Source organism: Acidovorax kalamii (assembly GCF_002245625.1).
Classification (GTDB): Bacteria; Pseudomonadota; Gammaproteobacteria; order Burkholderiales; family Burkholderiaceae_C; genus Acidovorax; species Acidovorax kalamii.
In genome coordinates this window covers 280114-301446 of sequence record NZ_NOIG01000011.1, presented here as the reverse complement: position 1 = coordinate 301446, position 21333 = coordinate 280114, and the positions used below count along the sequence as shown (strand labels likewise).

Below are 21333 nucleotides of genomic sequence, written 5' to 3'. Positions count from 1 at the left end.
CAACCAGGCCGCTGAAATCCACCGGCCAACCGGGCGCCGCGCCACCCGCCATCGGCTTTGCAACGCAACTCCTGGCGCCCCACGGCAGGCCGCCAGTGTGCGCCGCACGCGCGCGGCTGCCAACACCTGTCGTCCCATTGACAAAGCCCGAGGGATTACCCTGAACCCGGAGCCACAGTGCAGCGACAATCGCGCACATGCTCAGCACCCAGCCCCCTGCTCCGCGCTTCATTTCGGCCCAGCCCTGGTTTGCCAGCGTGCCCGCTGCGCTGCAGGAGCGCCTGCGCGACGAGGTGTTTGCCGTGCAGGGCGACAAGGGAGCCGTCATGATGCCCGCAGGCAGTGCGGTAGAGGGCTGGCATGCCGTGTTGTCGGGCCTGGTGATGCTGCAAAGCCCTGCCAGCAAAGGAAGGTCGTCGGCGTTCATCGGCGTGCCCGATGGCGAGTGGTTTGGCGAGGGCTCGGCCATGAAGCCCGAGCCGCGCAAATACAACGTGGTGGCGCTGCGGCCCACCACGCTGCTGTGCCTGCCGCTGCCGCTGTTTGCCACGCTGCGCGAAAGCAGCCTGGCGTTCAACCAGTTCCTGGTGCAACACCTGAACATGCGGCTCGGGCAGGCCATGACCATCATCGAGGCCGGCCGCACGCAGTCGCCCGAGCACCGCGTGGCCCTGTACCTGAGCCGCTTGTTCTGGCGCAGCACGCGCAGGCTCAACCTCACGCAGGACGAGCTGGGCCAGCTGGTAGGCCTGTCGCGCCAGACGGTGAACCGTGTGCTGCGCACGCTGGAGGAACTGGGCATCGTGTCGCTGGATTTCGGTAAGGTGGCCATCGTGGACGACGAGGCGCTCGGCGCATACCTTGCTGCCACGGCTGCAGCATGAACAGACATGGGAAACAGCATCAAGCGCCAGGTCCTCACTGAACGCTCAGGCGCGTGGCCTTCTGGTCCGCATCGAAAATAAACTTGCGCGGCCAGGGTTGCCACTCCTGCCCCAGGCCAGCGTGATTGGGATTGCCCGTGTGCACGAAGGCCCGCACGCTGTCCATCATCACGGCAGAGAGCGCGAGGCGCCCCGGCTGGTTGGCCGTGCTGTTGGCAGCCTTGGCCAGCAGCGACGGGCCGAAATTGCCAAAGACAAAAGGCAGGTCAAATCCATGGGCCGCGCCGTATACATCCGCCCAGGGCGCGGGTTGCTGGGCCCAGTTGAACTGGTAGCTCCACACGTTGGTCTGTTGGCTGCGCAGAGTGCCCAGCAGGTTGTCGCGGCTGGGTTCAAAGAACACGCTGCCCAGCAGCTTCATGCGGGCGTTGTAGCCCGTCGATGGCGCCGTGACCGGCAGGTACGAAGGGTCAATGATGTCCGCCACCGTGAGCGTGGTGGGGGCATCGGGGTTGAAGCCCTGTGTCATCGCAAAACGCTCGGCATCGCTGATCTTCATGCCCGGCTTGCCGCCCAGTAGCGCCAGGAAGGGTGCAAAAAGCTTGGCCTCGTCCAGGGTGTAGCCCGACAGCACGGGCACCTTGTGATACCGGCCTGCGGCCATCTCGGCAATGGGGTTGGCAGGCACCACGACGCCATCCGGAATGGGCCCGGAGCCCGTCAGCCCCTTCTGCAGCACGGTTTGCAACAGCACACGGCCATCCTTGCCGCGCAGGTAGCTGGCGGTTTGGGCAGGCGTCCAGCCCGCCACCAGCGCCGCTGCAGCCGCTGCATCGGGAGCGAGGCCATCCGCCAGCACCAGCGCTGCCAGCAAAGCCCCTGACTGGGCCGCGTACTTCGACGCCGGATTGAGGGTGGGAATGGAACCCGCCGGCAGGTTGCTGGCTAGCGAGATACCCCCGCTGATGGGCACGATCTTGTGGAACAAACCTGCGGCCTGGGGCGCGGTGAGCAGCGCCAGGGCGTTGATGGCCCCTGCTGATTGCCCCATCAGCGTCACGTTGGCCGCGTTGCCGCCAAACTTGGCAATGTTGCGCTGGATGAAGGTCAGCGCCTGCACGTTGTCCAGCAGCGCATAGTTGCCCGTGTAGGTTTGGCTGCCGCTGTGCAGCTGAGGCAACTGGAAGAAGCCCAGCACATCCAGCCGGTAGTTGGCCGTGACCACCACGGCGTTGGCCGAACGCGCCAGAGCCGCGCCGTCGTACACCGGGTCGGCCGTATAGCCCGAGATGGCACTGCCGCCATGCAGGAACAACAGCACCGGCAGGTTGTCCTGATTGGTCGCCGGGCGCCAGATGTTCAGCGTCAGGCAATCCTCGTTGCCCACGGGGGTGCCCAGGGTCTGTCCAATGGTGTCGTCAAAGCGGTTGTTGCCCCCGGGCCCGTACAGGCGCCCCATCTGCAGGCAGGCATTGCCAAAACGCGTAGCGTTGCGCTCGCCCGTCCAGGCAGCAGGTTCAACAGGCGGCTGCCACCGCAAGTCCCCCACGGGCGGCTTGGCAAAGGGCATGCCCTTCCAGGCGTAGGTGCCCGTCACAGCGCTGTCGTCCACCCCGCGTACGGTGCCGTACACCGTCTCACGCACCTCGGGCGCAGAGCCCGCCCCACCACCGCAGCCGGCCAGAGCCAGCACGGACACCACAGCCCCCAGCCATGGCACACCCTTGCGCACATCGATCATGTCTTGTCTCCTGTGAGTTCTAGAATGGATCTGGCCTCAGCGAAGCGTCACACTTGCGGCAGGGCCCGACCTCGGCGACGATTGTGTGAATGCATCGCCGCTGGCCCACTATCGCAACCACGCCAAAACAGTGACTTCAGAACACCACCCTCGCGTTAACCCTGAGAAGGTGTGAACAAACCCGCCATGAACAAGCCATGACCCAGCGCACCAGTTCCGCCGCGTGGGTGCGCGGCATTGCGGACATGTTTGCAGCCGAAGGACTGCCCGCAGCCGACCTGTGCGCCGAGGTCGGCATCGACCTGCCCGCATTGCAGCAGCAGCCGCAAACCCGTGTGGATGTGGACCGCGTGAGCAGGCTGTGGGAGGCCGCAGCCACCCGCTACGGCCAGCCGGGCCTGGGCCTGGCGCGCGATCTGGCATCACGCTACGGCAATGTGGACCTGGTGGGCTACGCACTGGCCTCCGGCCCCAACCTGCTGGTTGGCTTTGAGCATTTGCAGCGGCAGATGGCGCTGATCTCAGACGCCACCACGTTTGAAATGAAGCGCGACCCGCGTGGCCAAGGCTACTGGCTGGCGCTCAGCCATATCGGCGCCACACGGCCCATTCCGCGCCAGCGCATCGAGTTCGCAGTGCTCACCCTGTTCACGCTGTGCTGCTGGCTCACCCGGCGCGATCTGGTGCCTTTGGCCATGGACCTCACCACGCCAGCACCCCACGATGACGCCCGTTACCGCACCGCCTTCGGCGTGCTGCCGCGTTTTGGCCAGCCCGCCAACCGTTTCCTGCTCTCCGAGGCCGATCTGCGCGCACCCATCCCCACCCACAACCCCGGTCTGTGGGCATTGCACGAACGGCTGGTCGAAACCGAGCTGGATCAGCTCGGCCAGACGCTGGCCAGCACCCGCGTCCGCACCGAAATCGCGCGCGTGCTGCACCTGGGCGAGCCTCGGCGCGAGGACATTGCCGCACGCCTGCACCTGACCGACCGCACCCTGCAGCGGCGCCTGCAGGCCGAGTCTGTGAGCTACCAGCAACTGCTGGACGACACCCGCCGCGAACTCGCGTGCCAGCACCTGAGCGATGAGCGCCGCAGCCTGGCCGAGATTGCCGACCTGCTGGGCTTTGCCGACCAGAGCAACCTGTTCCGCGCCTGCAAGCGCTGGTTTGGCATGCCGCCAGGGCAGTACCGCACACAGCTGCTGACGGAGCCAGAGGCAGCGCCCACCTCCTGAGAACCTGCAGCAGCAAGCCTCATGGCCTTGTCCGCCTTGTGCCATCCACGGTGCGAGACAATTGCGACCATGAACCTGAGTGCCGACCACAGCGAAACCGCCGCCGACCTGGGACTGGCCTGGAACCACCGCTTCGCCGACCTGGGCCCCGCCTTCTACACCGAACTGCGCCCCACTCCCCTGCCCGCCCCCCACTGGGTGGGCACCAGCCCCGATGTGGCACGGCTGATCGGGCTCGACCCCTCCTGGCTGGGCCGTGACGAAGCGCTGCAGGCCTTCACCGGCAACACGCTGCTGGCGGGCTCGCGCCCCCTGGCCAGCGTGTACAGCGGCCACCAGTTCGGCGTCTGGGCCGGGCAACTGGGCGACGGCCGGGCCATTCTGCTCGGCGAGACGGCCAATGGCCACGAAATCCAGCTCAAGGGCGCGGGCCGCACGCCCTACTCCCGCATGGGGGACGGCCGCGCAGTGCTGCGCTCCAGCATCCGCGAGTTCCTGTGCAGCGAGGCCATGCACGGCCTGGGCATTCCCACCTCGCGCGCGCTGTGCATCACCGGCTCGCCAGCGCCGGTGCGACGCGAAGAAATCGAGACCGCCGCCGTGGTCACGCGCGTGGCCCCCAGTTTTGTGCGCTTTGGCCACTTTGAGCACTTTGCCGCCAACGGCCAGGAAGCCCCGCTGCAAGCGCTGGCCGACTATGTCATCGACCGCTACTACCCCGAATGCCGGGGCACCACCGAATTCAGTGGCAATGCCTATGCGGCGCTGCTGCAGGCCGTGAGTGAACGGACCGCGCGCCTCATGGCCCAGTGGCAGGCCGTGGGCTTTTGCCATGGGGTGATGAACACCGACAACATGAGCATCCTGGGCCTCACGATCGACTACGGCCCGTTCCAGTTTATGGACGCCTTCGTGCCTGGCCACGTGTGCAACCACAGCGATACCCAGGGCCGCTATGCCTACAACCGCCAGCCCAACGTGGCGTACTGGAACCTGTTTTGCCTGGCGCAGGCGCTGCTGCCACTGATCGGCGACGAGGAACTGGCCAAGGCAGCGCTGGAGTCTTACAAGGCCGTGTTCCCGCAGGAGTTCATGGCCCGCATGCGCGCCAAGCTGGGCCTGACCGCCGAGCACGAACAAGATGCCACGCTGATCGACGGCATCTTGCTGCTGCTTGCGAAAAATGGCGTGGACTACACCATCTTCTGGCGTCGACTCTCACACGCCGTGGGCAACGGCGATTTCGAGCCAGTGCGCGACCTGTTTGCCGACCGCGCGGCGTGGGACGCGTGGTTGCTATCGTATTCAGAGCTACAAAGGCATTATGGTCGCTCGGAAGCGGCCAATTTGATGCTCAAAACCAACCCCAAATTCGTGCTGCGCAACCACCTGGGCGAGCAGGCCATCCGTGCGGCGAAACTTGGTGACTTCAGCGAACTCCAAACCCTGCAGCGGCTGCTGGAGCGCCCGTTCGATGAGCACCCCGGCCACGATGCCTACGCAGCCTTCCCGCCCGACTGGGCGTCTTCCATCGAGATCAGCTGTTCATCATGACCCATCCCATCCAGAAGACCGACGCCGAATGGCAAGCCGTGCTGCGCGAGAAAGGCGCCGAGCCTGTGGCGTTCCAGGTCACACGCCACGCCGCCACCGAGCGCCCCTTCACCGGCAAGTACGAAACCCACTGGGCCGATGGCAGCTACCACTGCATCTGCTGCGGTTCCAAGCTGTTTGATTCGGACACCAAGTTCGACGCGGGCTGCGGCTGGCCCAGCTTCTCCCAGGCTATCCCCGGCGCCATCACCGAAATCGTGGACCGCAGCCACGGCATGGTCCGCACCGAGACGGTGTGTGCACAATGCGGGGCCCACCTGGGCCACGTTTTTGAAGATGGCCCGGCTCCTACCGGCCTGCGCTATTGCATGAACTCCGCGTCGCTCGACTTCGAATCCGACAAGGGCTGACCGCCGAGAATGTCCCCGACCCCATGAAAATCCTGATCGACTTCTTCCCCATCCTGCTGTTTTTCGGGGCCTACAAGTTCTATGGCATCTATGTGGGCACCGCCGTGCTCATGGCCGCCACGGTGGTGCAGATGGGCCTGATCTACGCGATCGACCGTCGCCTGCAGACCATGCACAAGGCCACGCTGGTGCTCATCCTGTTGTTCGGCACGCTCACGCTGGTGCTGCAGGACGACCGCTTCATCAAGTGGAAGCCCACGGTGCTGTACGGCGCCATGTCCCTCGCGCTGGCCGTGGCCCTGTGGGTGATGAAGAAGAACTTCCTCAAGATGCTGCTGGGCAGCCAGCTGGACCTGCCCGACCAGGTGTGGCTACGGCTGAACGTGGCGTGGATCGTTTACTGCGCCTTCATGTCCGCCATCAACGCCTATGTGGTGGTCAACTTCAGCACCGAAGCATGGGTGGACTTCAAGCTCTGGGGCTATGCCTTCCCGCTGGTCTTCCTGATCGGCCAGGGTATCTACATCGCGCCGCACCTCAAGGGCGACGAGCCTGCGGCCTGAGCCAGGGGGATTGCCATGATCGACCTTTCCATCGCCCAGCAGATGCACCAGGCCCTCACCCAGCGGCTGGCCCCTGACGTCCTCGAAGTGCTGGACGAAAGCGCCGCCCACGCGGGCCACGCTGGGGCCAACGGCACCGGTTTTGGCACGCATTTCCGGGTCCGCATTTCGTCACCTTTGTTTACAGGCAAGCCGCGCGTGGCGCAACACCGCCTTGTGTATGATGCGCTGCAAGAATTTATTGACCAAGGCGTCCACGCCCTCGCCATTGAAGTTCTCTGAACCGGCCTCAGATAGCAACTCGCCGGATTTCAGCTGGCACAAACAACCTCTCATTTTTTGGATTCCGCATGAAGAAACAGCTCCTGTCCGGCCTCGTGGCCGCTGCCGTGCTGGGCACGATGGCCCTGCCCGCTTCCGCCCAGAACGTTGCCATCGTCAACGGCAAGGCCGTGCCGAAAGAGCGCGTTGAGGCGCTCAAGCAGCAGGTGGAACGCTCGGGCCGCCCTGTGACGCCCGACATCGAAGGCCAGATCAAGGAAGAAGTGATCGCCCGCGAAATCTTCATGCAGGAAGCCCAAAAGCGCGGCTTGGAAGCCTCGGCCGACTACAAGGCCCAGATGGAACTGGCCCGCCAGAGCATCCTGATCCGCGAACTGTTCGCCGACTACCAGAAGACCAACCCGGTGACCGACGCCGAAATCCAGGCCGAATACGACAAGTTCGTGGCAGCCAACGGCGGCAAGGAATACAAGGCCAGCCACATCCTGGTGGAGAAGGAAGCCGACGCCAAGGCCATCATCGCGTCCATCAAGAAGGGCGCCAAGTTCGAAGACATCGCCAAGAAGCAGTCCAAGGATCCAGGCTCCGGCGCCAAGGGTGGCGACCTGGACTGGGCCAACCCTGCCAGCTACGTGAGCGAGTTCACCGAAGCCCTGGTCAAGCTCGAAAAGGGCAAGATGACCGATGCGCCCGTGAAGAGCCAGTTTGGCTGGCACGTGATCCGCCTGGACGATGTGCGCCAGGCCCAGCTGCCCAAGCTGGAAGAAGTCAAGCCCCAAGTGGCGCAACAACTGCAGCAGCAAAAACTGGCAAAGTTCCAGGAAGACCTGCGCGCCAAGGCCAAGGTCGAGTAATCGGGCCAGACCGGCATCCGCAGGGATGCCCCCCAAAAAAACGCGGCCCAGGCCGCGTTTTTTTATGTCCGCAGGAAACGGTCTCTACCGGCAGTTCATCCGCAGAGCCGCATGTTATTTCCGTGAGCCAGTCGGCGCCTACGGCCTACCCAGCCACCAGGCCACCGCCATCAACAAACCAATCATCACCGGTTGGTGAAGCATGTAGTAACTCAGGCTCCAGCGCCCCAGAACCGACAAGGGTCGAACGATGCCAGGCAATGGCCGCCACAGCAGCACCGACCGGAGGGACAGCATCCACTGGCCTGCAGCCAGCCCCCACCACATCACGCCCAACCAAGGGAAAACGGGCACGTAGTCTTCGGTGAAAGGCTTGCGGGATACCAGACCCAGCCAGTTGAGGGACCGGCCGTTGAACCAGGGTGCCGCCTCCACCCAACTGCCCACCAACAGATGCTGCGCCAGGAACGGCAAGGCCACTGCCACCAGCCCCGCCAGCCACAGCCAGCGCCCCCAGTTGGCTGTGCACCGGGCAATGAGCAGCATCACAGCCATGCCATGCAAAACCCCGAAGTAGATGAAGCTCTGCGGAAACATGGCAAACGAGCCCAGCGTCACCAACAGCGCGCAGCCTGCGATCTGCATCCAGCGGCGCCCGAAACGCTGCCACCCCTGCCCCTGGTGCCAGGCTATGGCCTGCCCCAGCCCCGCGCAGAAAAGAAAAAGGCTCACGATGACCGTGCGCTGCGCGGTCCAGAACGGGTCCACACGGAAGTTCTGTGGCCAGAAACCAAAATGGCTCAGGTCAAAACAGAAGTGGAAGGCGGTCATCCACACCATCGCCACTCCCCGCAGGGAATCCACCGCGTCATAGCGCTGGCCGGTGGTGGTCGGGGTCCCCGCCCATGGGCTTGAAGCAGAAGACGGGGAGACAGGCAGAGGACGTTTCATGGCGTGACCGGTCGGGCGGCGATTGGACGGATGCGCCCCAGGCTTCGGCGCCATCCGGGACGCCCCGATGGTAAGGACGTTTGCCCCTGCCCCCACTTGCCCAGCATTACAAGAGGCAAGAAAAAAGGCCTTGCAGCACATGCTGCAAGGCCTTCAAACATTGGTCGGAGCGGCGGGATTCGAACTCGCGACCCTCTGCTCCCAAAGCAGATGCGCTACCAGGCTGCGCTACGCTCCGACAGCTCGTATTCTAACCCGCCAATTTCCTGTTTTTTGGTTCGATGCCTGCTTTTTTCATTTTTTTAAAAAGCGGCAGGCACCCCAACAAACCGAAAATCCACAGCCCCTGGCAAAGCCGTGCGAGGACGAGAGAACAACAAGAAACGGGTCAGCCCTTCAGGCTGAAAAAGACCAATGAAATCGATGAAACCAAGGAATCACACCAGCCGATGGTTTAGCGGCTGCTCGGGCCGGGGCCACGGCCAGCCAGATGGCGGAAGGTGATGCGGCCCTTGGTCAGGTCGTAGGGCGACATTTCCAGGGACACCTTGTCACCCGCCAGGATGCGGATGTGGTGCTTGCGCATCTTGCCGCCGGTGTAGGCGATCAGTTGATGGCCGTTGTCCAGCGTGACGCGAAAGCGCGAGTCGGGCAAGACTTCCGTCACGGAGCCTTGCATTTCAATGAGTTCTTCTTTGGCCATGTTCGTTATCTCTTCAAAACTAAAATTCTGCGATCAGCGCCTGAACGCTTGGTGCATTCACCACGGCAGTTACGACGTGGTCGGTGCTCGACACACGTTGCATTGCGGGCGGTGGGAGTCGCTGCACCCGGGGCGCAGATCAGGCAGACGGCCGGGGGAGACGGCTTCAATGGACAGGCAAAAGCGCTGTGCAAAGCCTGTCGATTGTACCGCGATGCGCCCTGTTGTGCCTATCGGCCCGTTTGGGCGGTAGCGGGCTGGCCATCACGCCCCTGCACAGCCAGGGCCAGCGTACGCACAAGATCCGTCTGAGTAATCACGCCCACCAGGCGATCATCTGCATCCACGATGGGGATGTGGTGGTGGCCCCCTTGGGAAAACAGTGGCACCAGATCCATGGCGTGCTGCTCCACGCGGGCTACCTGCACGGGGTGGGACATGATTTCCCCCACGCTCTGCGGCTGGCCGCCGCGCCCCATGACCAGGGTGCGCAGGCGCTGTCCCAGGCCTTCATGCACATCCAGGTTGGCCAGGCGCATGAAGTCCGCCACGGTCACGATGCCCACCACCAGACGCTGCGTATCCACCACGGGCAGTGCCTTGATCTGCTCGGTACGCATCAGGGCCCACGCCTCCTTCAGCGAGACTCCTGCCTCCACCGCCAGCGGAGGCCGGGACATGATGTCCGAACAGCGCACCTCCCCCAGCGTCCGCTGAAACGCGGCGCGGCCTGCCAGGTGCAGCAACCCCTCCAGATCGGCGCGGCTCACGTCCAGCACCTGGTTGTAGTGCGCCAGCGCCGCATCCACGTCCGATGCCGTGAAGGGGCCCTGGACCACGTCGGTGCGCGCCACCATACGCTGCGGGTGGGGGTAGCGGCGCCCGGTCAGACCGTTGTAGACCACCGCAGTCACCAGCAGCACCACCACGTTGAACAGAATCGGAAACGCCGCCAGGTGCCAGCCATCGCCTGAGGTGAGCACCACATACAGCGCCATGGCACCGCCCGGTGGGTGCAGGCAGCGCAGCGGCACCATGAGCGCAATGGCCAGCCCCACAGCCACCGCCCCCGCCCACACGGGATCGGGAATCAGCGCCGCACAGAGCCCGCCCACCAGAGCAGACAACGTGCTGCCGCCCAGCACAGGCCAGGGCTGGGCCAGCGGGCTCGACGGCATGCCGAACACCAGCACCGCACTGGCTCCGAGTGAGGCCACCATCCAGGGCCCTGCGCTGCCGCCACCCGCCCACCAGCGACTCAGCCAGGCGGTCAACAACACACCGACCACCGCCCCCGCGATAAAGCGCACCCGCTCGCGGCCGTCAATGCCCAGTGGTGCAGGCCAGAAATGGCGCAGCCAGCGGGCCATGCGCTTACGTGCTGGCAGCGACGAAGAAGACGGGGATGGGGGAACGGAAAAAGACATGGGCAAAGAGGAAGCGCAGCCGCGCCCCATTCGGCAGCAAAACCATCGGCACCCAAGGAGTGCGCTGCGCCGTAGCCCTTGAGTGTCGCCGAGATCGCAATAAAGCAAGACCCGGGCCTCACAAGCCCCCACACCACCGCCCTTCAGTTGCGCCATTCACCACGGACAGGGAGGGGCTACCTATGCTCGAAACTACTGATACGAGCAGCTCCAAACATCCAGCATGGTCACAAAATCATGATCTATACTGCATAAACACCAAATAAATGCACTTTAATTCATGCTTGTTTTTTCCATGCCCAACGTCCTGTCTCCTCGATTTACAGGTCGTGCTGCGATCAACAATCGTGACCTCTGTTGCACTGGTACGGCATGACCTGTCCGCTCCGGTACGGGTAACCCATAGGTATTCACCACGGAATGCTTGAAGTAAATTACTTTAAGCCTAAACAAAGGAGATCCATCCCATGACCACCCGCCGCCTCGTCATCAGCCGCAGCGCCGCCCTTGTGGGCGCAGCATCCACTGGGCTGCTGCTGCCCTCCATCGTGCGCGCCCAAAGCGGCAAGGTGCGTGTGGGTTTCATGCTGCCCTACACCGGCACATTTGCCCAGCTGGGCGTGGCCATCGAGAACGGCGTACGCCTGGCGATCGACCAGCAAGGCGGCAAGCTGGGCGGGCGCGAAATCGAGTGGTTCAAGGTAGACGATGAGTCAGAGCCCAGCAAGGGCGTGGAAAACGCCAGCAAGCTGGTGCAGCGCGACAAGGTGGATGTGTTGATCGGCACCGTGCACTCGGGCGTGCAGATGGGCATCCAGAAGGTGGCGCGCGACACCGGCGTGCTCAACCTCATCCCCAACGCTGGCGTGCATGCCGCCACCCGCGCCCTGTGCGCCCCCAACGTGTTCCGCACCTCATTCAGCAACTCCCAGCCCACGTTGGCACTGGGCAAGGCCATGGTCGAAAAGGGCCACAAGAAGGCCGTGTGGATCACCTGGAAGTACGCGGCCGGTGACGAGGCCTTTGAAGGCTTCAAGCAAAGCTACACCGCTGCGGGCGGCACCATCGTGAAGGAGCTGGGCCTGCCCTTCCCCAACGTCGAATTCCAGGCGCTGCTCACCGAGATCGCCGCCCTCAAGCCCGATGCCGTGGCCTGCTTCTTTGCCGGTGGCGGCGCGGCCAAGTTCATCCGCGACTACGCTGCGGCAGGCCTCAAGGACAAGATCCCGCTGTATGGCTCGGGCTTCCTGACCGAAGGGGTGCTTGAAGCCGCAGGCCCTGCCGCCGAAGGCATCATCACCACCATGCACTACAGCGACTCGCTGGACACGCCGCGCAACAAGCAGTTCCGCCTGGAATACGCCAAGACCTTCCGCAGCCAGCCCGATGTGTACGCCGTGCAGGGCTACGACACCGGCCTGCTGCTGGTGCAAGGCGCCAATGCGGTGAAAGGTGACTTCTCCGCCAAGCCCGCGATCATCAAGGCCATGGAAAGCGCCACCATCGACAGCCCGCGCGGCAAGTGGACCATGAGCAAGGCCCACAACCCCGTGCAGGACATCTACTTGCGCCAGGTGGAGAACAAGGAAAACAAGGTGATCGGCGTGGCCGCCAAGGCACTGGCCGACAGTGGCGCTGGCTGCCGCATGGGCTGACCCGCTGAAAGCGGAGCACACCCTCCATCCACCCGCCCGGCCACCGTGCCGGGCGCCCTGCTGTCGGCTTCGCGCCGAACAGCCTGATCTTCTGCACCCCAACCACGGCACCCGATGGACTTCGCCACCTTCCTGATCCAGTTGCTCAACAGCGTGCAGTACGGCCTGCTGCTGTTCATGCTGGCGGCCGGCCTCACGCTGATCTTCGGGATCATGGGCGTAGTGAATCTGGCGCACGGCAGCTTCTACATGCTGGGGGCCTACCTCGCTTATTCGCTGTCGGGGCATTTCGGCAGCCTGGCGCTGGCCATCGTGGGGGGAGCGCTGCTGTCGGTGGTCTTCGGGCTGGCGCTCGAATGGCTGCTGTTCCGCCACTTCTACCACCGCGACCACCTGGACCAGGTGCTGCTGACCTTCGGGCTGATCTACATCTTTGAAGAGCTGCGCTCCATCCTGTGGGGCGATGATGTACATGGCGTACCCATCCCCCAGATGCTGGACTGGTCCATTCCGCTCACCGACACCCTCTCCTACCCGGTCTACCGGCTGTTCATCTCGGGTGTGTGCATTGCGCTGGCCGTGGCGCTGTATCTGCTGATCTCCAAAACCCGCCTGGGCATGAAGATCCGCGCGGGTGCCTTCAACCGCGACATGGCCGAGTCCCTGGGCGTGAACATCAAGCTCATCCATGCCATCGTGTTTGCGCTGGGCGTGGGCCTGGCGGCGGTGGCGGGCATGGTGGCGGCGCCGGTGTCCAGCGTCTACCCCAACATGGGCTCGTCGGTCCTCATCATGTGCTTTGTGGTGGTGGTGATTGGTGGCATCGGCTCGGTACGCGGTGCGCTCATTGCTGCGCTGCTGGTGGGCTTTGTCGATACGTTCGGCAAGGTGCTTTTACCGCAGGTGGCCGGGATGCTGGTCTACATGCTGATGGCGGCGGTGCTGCTGTGGAAACCCGAAGGTCTTTTCAAACAATGATGACCCCCATGCTTGTCACTTCGCGCATGTCATACGCCTCCCAGCCCGGCAGCCCCTCATGAGCACCCCCCGCGCCAATATCGAAGTGCTGCCGCGCAGCGTGCAGTTCGCCCTCGCGCTGGGGCTGGCTGCGCTGCTGCTGTTCCCCGTGGTCGGCAGCGACTTCTACGTACAAATGGTCACCCGCATGATGATCATGGCCATCTTTGCGATGAGCCTGGATCTGCTGCAGGGCGTGACCGGCCTGGTGTCGCTGGGCCACGCTGCCTACTTTGGTGTGGCGGGCTATGCACTGGCCTTCCTCACTCCGGCCGACGCGCCCGTGAGCCTGTGGTGGACGCTGCCGCTGGCGGTGGCGGGCGCTGCGCTGGCGGCCCTGGTCATCGGTTTCTTTGTGGTGCGCACCCACGGCATCTACTTCATCATGGTCACCATGGCATTTGCCCAGATGGTGTTCTATCTGTTCTTCGACAACAAGGCGCTGGGCGGCTCGGACGGGCTGTACATCAACTTCCGGCCCGACGCCTCCATTTTTGGCTGGCTACCGTTCGACCTGGAGGGCCGCAAGACCTTCTACTACTTCACGCTGGCGCTGGTGGTCATCGTCTACATGCTGCTGCGCCGCCTGCTCTGGAGCCCGCTGGGCCGGGCGCTCGCGGGCATTCGCATCAATGAGCACCGCATGCGCGCGATGGGTTTCGGCACCCAGGGCTACAAGCTCACGGCGTTTACCGTGGCGGGCGCACTGGCGGGGCTGGCGGGCTACCTGTGGGGCGCGCAGACCGGCTATGTGAACCCGGAGCTGATGGGTTTTCACATGAGCGCCCACGCCATCATGATGATCATCCTGGGCGGCATGGGCAATTTTGCGGGGGCCATCGTCGGCGCCTTCGCCTTTGAGTATCTGCTGCATGTGTTCAAGGACATCACCAAACACTGGCAGCTGCTGATGGGCGGCTTCATCGTGCTGGTGGTGGTGGCCGCACCGCGCGGGCTGCTGGGCATGCTGGGGCAGCGCCGGACTGGCAAAGCGCAAGAGGATTCTCACCATGGCTGACGCCCTGCTCTCTGCCCGCCAGCTCACCAAGCGCTTCGGCGGTCTGGCCGCCGTCAATGGCGTCTCTGTGGACCTCTGGCGCGGCCAGATCCATGCCGTGATCGGCCCCAACGGTGCGGGCAAATCCACGCTGACCAACCTGCTCTCTGGCGACCTGCCGCCCACCTCGGGCACCGTGCTGCTGGGCGGCACCGATGTGACCGGCTGGGCGCCTGAGCGCATCTCACGCCAGGGCCTGGGCCGCAGCTACCAGAAGACCAACATCTTCCTGCCGCTCACGGTGCACGAGAACGTGCGACTGGCTGCCCAGTCGCGCGATGCGCAGCAGCCCTGGAACCCGCTGCGCTGGTGGCAGGACACCCGTGCAGCCACTATCAAAAACAGAGCTACCAGCGCACGTCTGGAAAGCGCTATCGAGCTGTCTGGCCTCAAAGACCGGCGCACAGCGATTGCCGGTGCCATGAGCCACGGCGAGCAACGCCAGCTGGAGATCGCCATGACCCTGGCCACCGAGCCCCAGGTGCTGCTGCTCGACGAGCCCCTGGCCGGCATGGGCGTGGCCGAGGCCGAGCGCATGGTGGACCTGCTGCAGCGCCTCAAGCCCGCGCACGCCATCATGCTGGTGGAGCACGACATGGACGCCGTGTTCGCGCTGGCCGACCGCCTGACCGTGATGGTCAACGGCGAGGTGATTGCGCACGGCACACCGCCCGAGGTGCGCGCCGATGCCACGGTGCAGGCCGCCTACCTGGGCGAGGACCACTGAGATGACCACTCCATGGATCGATGCCAAAGGCATCCACACCTTCTACGGCAGCAGCCACATCCTGCACGGCATTGACTTCACCGTGGGCCAGGGCGAGACCATCGGTCTCATGGGCCGCAACGGCATGGGCAAAAGCACCCTGCTCAAGTCGCTGATGGGCCTGGTCAAGCCCCGCTCGGGCAGCGTGGCCGTGGCGGGCCGCGACGTGACGGGCAAGCCGCCCTACGAGGTCGCTCGCCTCGGCATTGCCTACGTGCCCGAAGGCCGTGGCATCTTTGGCAACCTCAGCGTGGTCGAGAATTTGCAGATGGCCGCACGTGCGGGCACGCGCGGCCAGCGCGACTGGACTTACGAGCGCGTGCTGGAGACCTTCCCGCGCCTGAAGGAGCGCCTGGGCCATGGCGGCCAGCAGCTCAGTGGTGGCGAGCAGCAGATGCTGACCATCGGCCGCGCGCTGATGACCAACCCCGATGTGCTGATCCTCGACGAAGCCACCGAAGGGCTGGCGCCGCTCATCGCGCGCGAGATCTGGCGCATCTGCAGCCTGATCAAGGACAGCGGCATCAGCAGCGTGATCGTGGACAAGAACTGGAAACATGTCACGCAAATCACCGACCGCAACATCATCCTGGTCAAGGGCCAGGTGGTGTTTGAAGGCAGCTCGGACGCGCTGCACGCGCAGCCCGCGCTACTGGACCAATACCTCGGGGTGTGACCGTGCGGGCGATGCCCGCCCGCGCCGATAGAATCATCCGCTTTCGTCTTCGAGGGGTTCGCCCGTGTCTGATCGCCTGGCAGTTCTGCCGCAATACCTCCTGCCCAAACAGGCACTGACCACCCTGGCCGGCAAATTCGCATCGGCCCGGCTGGGCGGCCTCACCGCCTCGGTGATCCGCTGGTTTGTGGGCCGCTACAACGTGAACATGGGCGAGGCGGCCAACCCCGACATCGCCAGCTACGCCAGCTTCAATGACTTCTTCACGCGCGCACTGAAAGACGGCGCGCGGCCGCTTGCCGACGCCGACCTGATCTGCCCCGTGGACGGCGCCATCAGCCAGTTCGGGCCCATCGCCAAAGACCAGGTCTTCCAGGCCAAGGGGCACACCTACTCCACCACCGCCCTGGTGGGTGGCGACGCCGCTGCCGCAGCCCGTTTTGATGACGGCTACTTCGCCACGCTGTACCTGAGCCCGCGCGACTACCACCGCATCCACATGCCTTGCGCGGGTGAGCTCACGCGCATGGTGCATGTGCCAGGCGACCTGTTTTCGGTGAACCCCACCACGGCACGCGGCGTGCCCGGGCTGTTTGCGCGCAACGAGCGCGTGGTGTGTTTTTTTGAATCGGCCCAGGGCCCGTTTGTGCTGGTGCTGGTGGGCGCCACCATCGTGGGCAGCATGGCCACCGTGTGGCACGGCCAGGTGAACCCGCCGCGCCCCGGCACGCTGCGCCAGTGGGACTACGCACCAGGCCAGGTCAGCCTGCAAAAGGGCGAAGAGATGGGGCGCTTTCTGCTGGGCTCCACTGTGGTGATGCTGTTCCCAAAGGGGCCGCTGCAGTTCAACCCCCAGTGGGCGCCCGCACGGCCCATTCAGCTGGGTGAGGCGATGGCACAGCGGGCGGCTGGCTGACGGGAGAGCTTGCTACCGGGTTGCCCGGCAGCAGTGCGCGGGCCTTACTCGGGCACCCGGCTCAGCTGAAACGCACTGGGCTCCAGCCAGAGTGTGTCAGGGTGCACGGGGACATCGCGCCCCACCAGGTGCACCAACAGGCCACCGCGCCGCACCACCACATGGCTCACCGTTTCACGGCTGCCCCCCAGTTGGACGACGGCGCCAGGCTTGAACAAGGGCATGTAGTAATAAGCCGCAGTTTCCATAAGGATGCGGCTCCTTCCGCACAGGTGGCCGCGTGGCACACCGCGCAGCCCGCACAAAACTGAGGCTGCTCACCCCATCCTAGCACCGATCCCTGACCCTACCGCGCTGTCGGAAGGTAAAGCCAGAGACAGATCAGCCCGGGGTTTGCGCCCGCGCAAACCCGAGCGCCGCCTTCAGCAACCGCTCCAGGTGCGGTTGCACCCCGGCCGCCACCTCGGGCAGGTAGTCAAAAGGCAAGGCCTCCTGCATGTAGCTGCACTGCGTCATCTCCAGTTGCACCGCGTGGATGTTCTGTGCGGGCTGGCCGTAGTGGCGCGTGATGTGACCGCCCTTGAAGCGGCCATTGAGCACACCGGTGTAGCCCGGCGCCGACTGCGCAATGGCCAGCAGCGCCTGCGCCAGCGCCGGGTCACAGCTGGCGCCATCGGCCGTACCCAGGTTCAGGTCGGGCAGCTTGCCCTCAAAAAAGCGCGGCAGCACCGAGCGGATGGAGTGCGCGTCCCACAGCACCGCCACGCCATGCTGCGCGCGGATGCGGTCCAGCTCGGCACGCAGTTGCGCGTGGTACGGCGCCCATACCGCCTCGCGGCGCGCGGCGATTTCGGCTTCATCGGGCACGTCGCCCTGCGCGTAGATGGGCGTGTCGTCAAAGGTGTCCACAGGGCACAGGCCGGTGACGCTCTGGCCGGGGTACAGGCTCGCGCCATCGGGCGGGCGGTTCAGATCCACCACGTAGCGCGAATGCGTGGCCACGAGGATGGAGGCCCCCATGTCTTTCGCGAACGCATACAGGCGCTCCATGTGCCAGTCGGTGTCGGGCACCTGGCGGGCTTCATCGGTGAAGCGCGCGGCGAGCTGCGGCGGCACATAGGTGCCTGCATGGGGCATGGAGATCAGCAGCGGCTGCGTGCCCTGGTGAAAGGTGAAGGGTGGGGGTGGGGTGGTCATGGATGGCACCGTGGATGGAGTCAAAGAACAGGGGGAAGTCAACCAGCCGCAATGGTGGTGGAGCGCGCCGCCACAAAGGCCTGCGCAGCCGTTTCGTGCAATGCATGGCGGCCCTGCGCCACCCGCAACACGCCCGCGACCCACAGGCTGTCGATGGCCGAGGTACGGTGGCTGCCGAACACATGGGACGACAACATGCTGGGCGCAGGCAGACCCGCCAGAGCCACATGCTGCGCATCCAGCGCCACCATGTCGGCCTGCTGACCAACCGCCAGGCCTGCAGGGCCCGCCATGCCGCCGGGTGAGCGGCCAGACGCCTGCGCCCCGCCCTGCACCGCCTGCAGGGTCATGGCCGTGGCCACCTCGGCCTGGGTGCTGCTGGCCAGCACATTGCGCTGGCGCAGCGACAGGCGCTGGCCGTATTCGAGCATCAGCAGCTCCTCGGCGGCATTCACGCAGGCGTGGCTGTCCGAGCCCACACCCCAGCGGCCGCCATGCTGCAGCCACAGCGGCATGTCGAAGATGCCGTCGCCCAGGTTGGCCTCGGTGGTGGGGCAGATACCGGCCACAGCCCCCGTGCACGCGGCGTCGGCGTATTCCTGCGGCGTCATGTGCGTGGCATGCACCAGGCACCAGCGTTCATCCACGGGGGCATGTTCCAGCAGCCACTGCACGGGGCGCTGGCCGCTCCAGGCGATGCAGTCATCCACTTCCTGCGTCTGCTCGGCAATGTGGATGTGGATGGGGGCCTGGGGGTTCAACGCCGTGAGGCCCTGTACGGCGGCGGCCAGGCTGTCCGGCGGCACGGCGCGCAGTGAATGCGGGGCCAGGCCCAGAATGCCGCCCAGCGCCCGTGTAGCGGGCGCAAGGCGCTCCAATAAGGAGAGCATGTTGTCGGTGCTGCGGACAAAGCGCGCCTGGTCGGCACGCGGCGGCTTGGCGCCAAAACCGCTGGTCTGGTACAGCACCGGCAGCAGCGTGATGCCGATGCCCGCGCTCTTCGCCGCACGCAGCAGCGCCAGCGACAGTGTGGCGTCATCGGCATAGGGGCGGCCGTCCTGGCCGTGGTGCACGTAGTGGAACTCGCACACGCTGGTGTAGCCCGCCTCCAGCATCTCCACATACAGCCAGGTGGCAATGGCCTCCAGCGATTCGGGCGTGATGCGCGCGGCAAAGCGGTACATCAGGTTGCGCCAGCTCCAGAAGCTGTCCTGGCTTTCCCCCCGGTATTCCGTGAGGCCCGCAAACGCGCGCTGGAAGGCGTGCGAATGCAGGTTGGGCATGCCGGGCAGCAGCGGGCCGGTGGCCACTGCGGCGCCGTTGGGCTGCGCGTTGGGCGTGATGGTGGTAATGCGCCCTGCCCCATCCCACGCGACGAGCACATCGCGCGCCCAGCCGGTGGGCAGCAAGGCATCGGCAGCGAAAAGTTGGCGTTCAAGCGGCTCGCTCATGGCATGACTCCGTGGATGCGCCCCTGCCGCACGATGGTGCCGGCGGGCTTGTGGCCAAACCAGTAGGCCAGCTCGGCCGCCTCGCCCACAGGCCACAGCACGAAGTTGGCGGGTCGGCCCGATGCGATGAGGCCGTGGGAATCTTGCAAGCCCAGCGCGCGTGCCGCATGGGTGGTGATACCCGCCAGCGCCTCGGGCACCGTCAGGCGGAACAGCGTGCAGGCCATGTTGGCCATGAGCAGCAGGCTGAGCGCGGGCGAGGTGCCCGGGTTGTGGTCGGTGGACACCGCCATGGGCACGCCCGCCTCGCGCAGCTGTGCGATGGGCGGCAGGTGCGTCTCGCGCAGCGTGTAGTAAGCGCCCGGCAGCAGCACGGCCACGGTGCCTGCGGCTTTCATGGCAGCGATGCCGTCGGCCGACAGGTGCTCGATGTGGTCGCACGACAGTGCGCCATAGCGCGCGGCCAGCGCCGATCCGCCCATGTCCGACAGCTGCTCGGCATGCAGCTTGACGGGAATGCCGAGCTTTTTCGCAGCCTGGAAGACCTGCTCAGTCTCCGCCAGCGTGAAGGCGATGCGTTCGCAGAACACATCCACCGCATCCACCAGGCCCTCGGCGGCCAGCGCGGGCAGCATCTCGTTGCAGACCAGATCGACATAGGCTTGGCTGCGGCCTGCGTACTCGGGCGGCAGCGCGTGCGCGCCCAGGAAGGTGGTGCGCACCGTCACGCCAAACGCCTCGCCCAGACGGCGGGCCACGCGCAGCTGTTTGCGCTCATGTTCCAGCGCCAGGCCGTAGCCCGATTTGATCTCGATGGCACATACGCCCTCGGCCAGCAGGGCCTGCAGGCGCGGCACGGCCTGGGCAAAAAGCTCGTCTTCCGACGCCGCACGCGTGGCCTTGACCGACGACACAATGCCCCCGCCCGCCTTGGCCACTTCTTCGTACGTGGCACCGGCCAGGCGCATGGCGAATTCGTTGGCACGCTGGCCGCCGTAGACCAGGTGCGTGTGGCAGTCCACCAGCCCGGGGGTGGCGAGCGCGCCCCGCGCATCGTGGCGCGGCAATGCCTGGTAAGCGGCGGGCAACTGCGCCTCGGGCCCCACCCAGGCCATCTGGCCTTGCTGCACCACCACGCAGGCCGATTGGCCCTCAGGCACTGCCACGTCGGCCGCCCACAGGCCGGGCGCGGGTTTCAGGTTGTGCCACACGCCATCGGCGTTCTGGCTGGCGGCCGCCCCGTTCGGGTGGCCGTGGTTGTCCATGTGTTGCATCTGCCTGCCCACCCGTGGGCTCCGTGTTGAATGCTATACAAATAATAGCTACCAGCGCTTGTCCATCAGGCGGTGGCGGCCATTTTTATTCAAATTTTGGGAGCTGCACCGCGCTGCAAGGCGATCCAGACCAGTGCGGGCGCATCGGCGTCGGCCCCTGCATGCAACGGCTCCAGTTGGCCCGGCGTTGCACCGCCCGCGCCCGCCCACCAAAAGCCCTGCCCTGCCGCCAGCGCACGCGGCCCGGCGCCCGGCGCCACCCACTGCCAATCGCCCTGCAGCACCAGGCACAGGCCTGCGGGCGCGTCGCCGGGCGACTGCGCATCGCTCACCACCTGCAGAGGCCCATGCCACAGGCCTCGCCGCAACATGAGGTTGAAGTCCTTGGACGTGCCGCCCAACATGGCGCCATCCACAGCGTCATCGCCCGAAAACGCAAACGGCTGCCAGCGCGGCTCCAGCCGGTGCTCCCAGCTCGGGCTGCGCAGATGCAGGCCGTCGCCAGACAGCAGCATGATCTGCCTGTCGATGGCCGGGAAGACGGAGAACGGCCCGGGCCGGTCCACCGTGGCCAGGCTCACGCGCCACTCAAAGCTGTTCATGTCGGCGCCCGGGGGCCAGCAGGCCAGCTCCTGCGTGCTGCCGCCGCCGTTTTTCCAGGGCATGCTGGGGGTGGTGGCCAGGTCAAAAAAGTGCATTGCCATCGTTGTCATGCCC

General features: G+C 65.3%; 22 protein-coding genes and 1 tRNA gene. 13 read left to right on the top strand and 10 right to left on the bottom strand.

Annotated features, from left to right (window positions below):
- Positions 1-197 precede the first annotated feature (197 nt).
- Entirely contained in the window at positions 198-884 is a 687-nt protein-coding gene (locus CBY09_RS18230) for a Crp/Fnr family transcriptional regulator (protein WP_094290986.1), read from the top strand.
- A 34-nt stretch (positions 885-918) separates the two neighbouring features.
- On the opposite strand, the gene CBY09_RS18225 is transcribed toward CBY09_RS18230, so the two are convergent.
- A complete protein-coding gene (locus tag CBY09_RS18225) occupies positions 919-2625 on the bottom strand; it encodes a carboxylesterase/lipase family protein (protein ID WP_094290985.1) in 1707 nt (568 codons plus the stop codon).
- A gap of 197 nt (positions 2626-2822) precedes the next feature.
- On the opposite strand from CBY09_RS18225, the gene CBY09_RS18220 reads away from it, so the two are divergent.
- The 6 genes from CBY09_RS18220 (at position 2823) to CBY09_RS18195 (ending at position 7526) form a co-directional block, all read left to right on the top strand.
- On the top strand, positions 2823-3863 hold the full coding sequence (locus CBY09_RS18220; protein ID WP_240515776.1) for an AraC family transcriptional regulator: 1041 nt from the start codon (positions 2823-2825) through the stop codon (positions 3861-3863).
- A 69-nt stretch (positions 3864-3932) separates the two neighbouring features.
- Positions 3933-5417, top strand: a complete 1485-nt coding sequence (locus CBY09_RS18215; protein WP_094290984.1) for a protein adenylyltransferase SelO — start codon at positions 3933-3935, stop codon at positions 5415-5417.
- Complete coding sequence (msrB, locus tag CBY09_RS18210; protein WP_094290983.1) at positions 5414-5827, top strand: peptide-methionine (R)-S-oxide reductase MsrB; 414 nt, start codon at positions 5414-5416, stop codon at positions 5825-5827. The genes CBY09_RS18215 and msrB overlap by 4 nt, the downstream gene beginning before the upstream one ends.
- A 23-nt stretch (positions 5828-5850) precedes the next feature.
- Entirely contained in the window at positions 5851-6390 is a 540-nt protein-coding gene (locus tag CBY09_RS18205; protein ID WP_094290982.1) for a septation protein A, read from the top strand.
- A gap of 15 nt (positions 6391-6405) precedes the next feature.
- The gene (locus CBY09_RS18200) at positions 6406-6672 is read left to right on the top strand and encodes a BolA family protein (RefSeq protein ID WP_094290981.1); all 267 of its coding nucleotides are present in this window, start codon (positions 6406-6408) and stop codon (positions 6670-6672) included.
- Positions 6673-6740: 68 nt separating this feature from the next.
- Positions 6741-7526, top strand: a complete 786-nt coding sequence (locus CBY09_RS18195) for a peptidylprolyl isomerase (RefSeq protein ID WP_094290980.1) — start codon at positions 6741-6743, stop codon at positions 7524-7526.
- A gap of 138 nt (positions 7527-7664) precedes the next feature.
- Here the strand turns inward: CBY09_RS18195 and CBY09_RS18190 are convergent, their stop codons facing one another.
- The 4 genes from CBY09_RS18190 to CBY09_RS18175 all read right to left on the bottom strand — a co-directional run bounded on the left by CBY09_RS18190 (position 7665) and on the right by CBY09_RS18175 (position 10607).
- A complete protein-coding gene (locus CBY09_RS18190; protein ID WP_094290979.1) occupies positions 7665-8477 on the bottom strand; it encodes an acetyltransferase domain-containing protein in 813 nt (270 codons plus the stop codon).
- A gap of 161 nt (positions 8478-8638) precedes the next feature.
- Positions 8639-8715: transfer RNA gene (locus CBY09_RS18185), tRNA-Pro, on the bottom strand.
- 216 nt (positions 8716-8931) lie between these two features.
- Positions 8932-9180: a translation initiation factor IF-1 gene (gene infA, locus CBY09_RS18180; protein WP_063460522.1), complete on the bottom strand. Its 249-nt coding sequence runs from the start codon at positions 9178-9180 to the stop codon at positions 8932-8934.
- Between the two features lie 230 nt (positions 9181-9410).
- Positions 9411-10607 carry an HPP family protein gene (locus CBY09_RS18175; RefSeq protein ID WP_094290978.1) on the bottom strand — a complete coding sequence of 399 codons (1197 nt, stop codon included), beginning with the start codon at positions 10605-10607 and terminating at the stop codon, positions 9411-9413.
- A gap of 467 nt (positions 10608-11074) precedes the next feature.
- Between CBY09_RS18175 and CBY09_RS18170 the strand changes: the two genes are divergently transcribed.
- From CBY09_RS18170 to asd, 6 genes are all read left to right on the top strand, one after another.
- On the top strand, positions 11075-12262 hold the full coding sequence (locus tag CBY09_RS18170) for an ABC transporter substrate-binding protein (RefSeq protein ID WP_094290977.1): 1188 nt from the start codon (positions 11075-11077) through the stop codon (positions 12260-12262).
- 114 nt (positions 12263-12376) lie between these two features.
- Positions 12377-13240: a branched-chain amino acid ABC transporter permease gene (locus tag CBY09_RS18165; protein WP_094290976.1), complete on the top strand. Its 864-nt coding sequence runs from the start codon at positions 12377-12379 to the stop codon at positions 13238-13240.
- A 58-nt stretch (positions 13241-13298) separates the two neighbouring features.
- Positions 13299-14297: a branched-chain amino acid ABC transporter permease gene (locus CBY09_RS18160; RefSeq protein ID WP_094290975.1), complete on the top strand. Its 999-nt coding sequence runs from the start codon at positions 13299-13301 to the stop codon at positions 14295-14297.
- A complete protein-coding gene (locus CBY09_RS18155) occupies positions 14290-15063 on the top strand; it encodes an ABC transporter ATP-binding protein (RefSeq protein WP_094290974.1) in 774 nt (257 codons plus the stop codon). Before CBY09_RS18160 ends, CBY09_RS18155 begins: the two co-directional genes overlap by 8 nt.
- A gap of 1 nt (position 15064) precedes the next feature.
- Positions 15065-15778 (top strand): ABC transporter ATP-binding protein, encoded by a 714-nt coding sequence (locus CBY09_RS18150; protein ID WP_094290973.1) that lies wholly within the window; start codon positions 15065-15067, stop codon positions 15776-15778.
- A 64-nt stretch (positions 15779-15842) separates the two neighbouring features.
- Positions 15843-16694, top strand: a complete 852-nt coding sequence (gene asd, locus CBY09_RS18145; protein WP_094290972.1) for an archaetidylserine decarboxylase — start codon at positions 15843-15845, stop codon at positions 16692-16694.
- Between the two features lie 44 nt (positions 16695-16738).
- Here the strand turns inward: asd and CBY09_RS18140 are convergent, their stop codons facing one another.
- The 5 genes from CBY09_RS18140 to CBY09_RS18120 all read right to left on the bottom strand — a co-directional run bounded on the left by CBY09_RS18140 (position 16739) and on the right by CBY09_RS18120 (position 21320).
- Positions 16739-16942 (bottom strand): hypothetical protein, encoded by a 204-nt coding sequence (locus CBY09_RS18140; protein WP_094290971.1) that lies wholly within the window; start codon positions 16940-16942, stop codon positions 16739-16741.
- A 133-nt stretch (positions 16943-17075) separates the two neighbouring features.
- Positions 17076-17891 (bottom strand): N-formylglutamate deformylase, encoded by an 816-nt coding sequence (gene hutG / locus CBY09_RS18135; RefSeq protein ID WP_094290970.1) that lies wholly within the window; start codon positions 17889-17891, stop codon positions 17076-17078.
- Between the two features lie 38 nt (positions 17892-17929).
- Positions 17930-19342, bottom strand: a complete 1413-nt coding sequence (locus CBY09_RS18130) for a formimidoylglutamate deiminase (RefSeq protein WP_094290969.1) — start codon at positions 19340-19342, stop codon at positions 17930-17932.
- Positions 19339-20616: an imidazolonepropionase gene (hutI, locus tag CBY09_RS18125; protein WP_094290968.1), complete on the bottom strand. Its 1278-nt coding sequence runs from the start codon at positions 20614-20616 to the stop codon at positions 19339-19341. The genes CBY09_RS18130 and hutI overlap by 4 nt, the downstream gene beginning before the upstream one ends.
- Positions 20617-20705: 89 nt before the next feature.
- Positions 20706-21320, bottom strand: coding sequence for a HutD/Ves family protein (locus CBY09_RS18120; protein WP_205734173.1), 615 nt, complete (start codon positions 21318-21320; stop codon positions 20706-20708).
- Between the last annotated feature and the right edge of the window lie 13 nt (positions 21321-21333).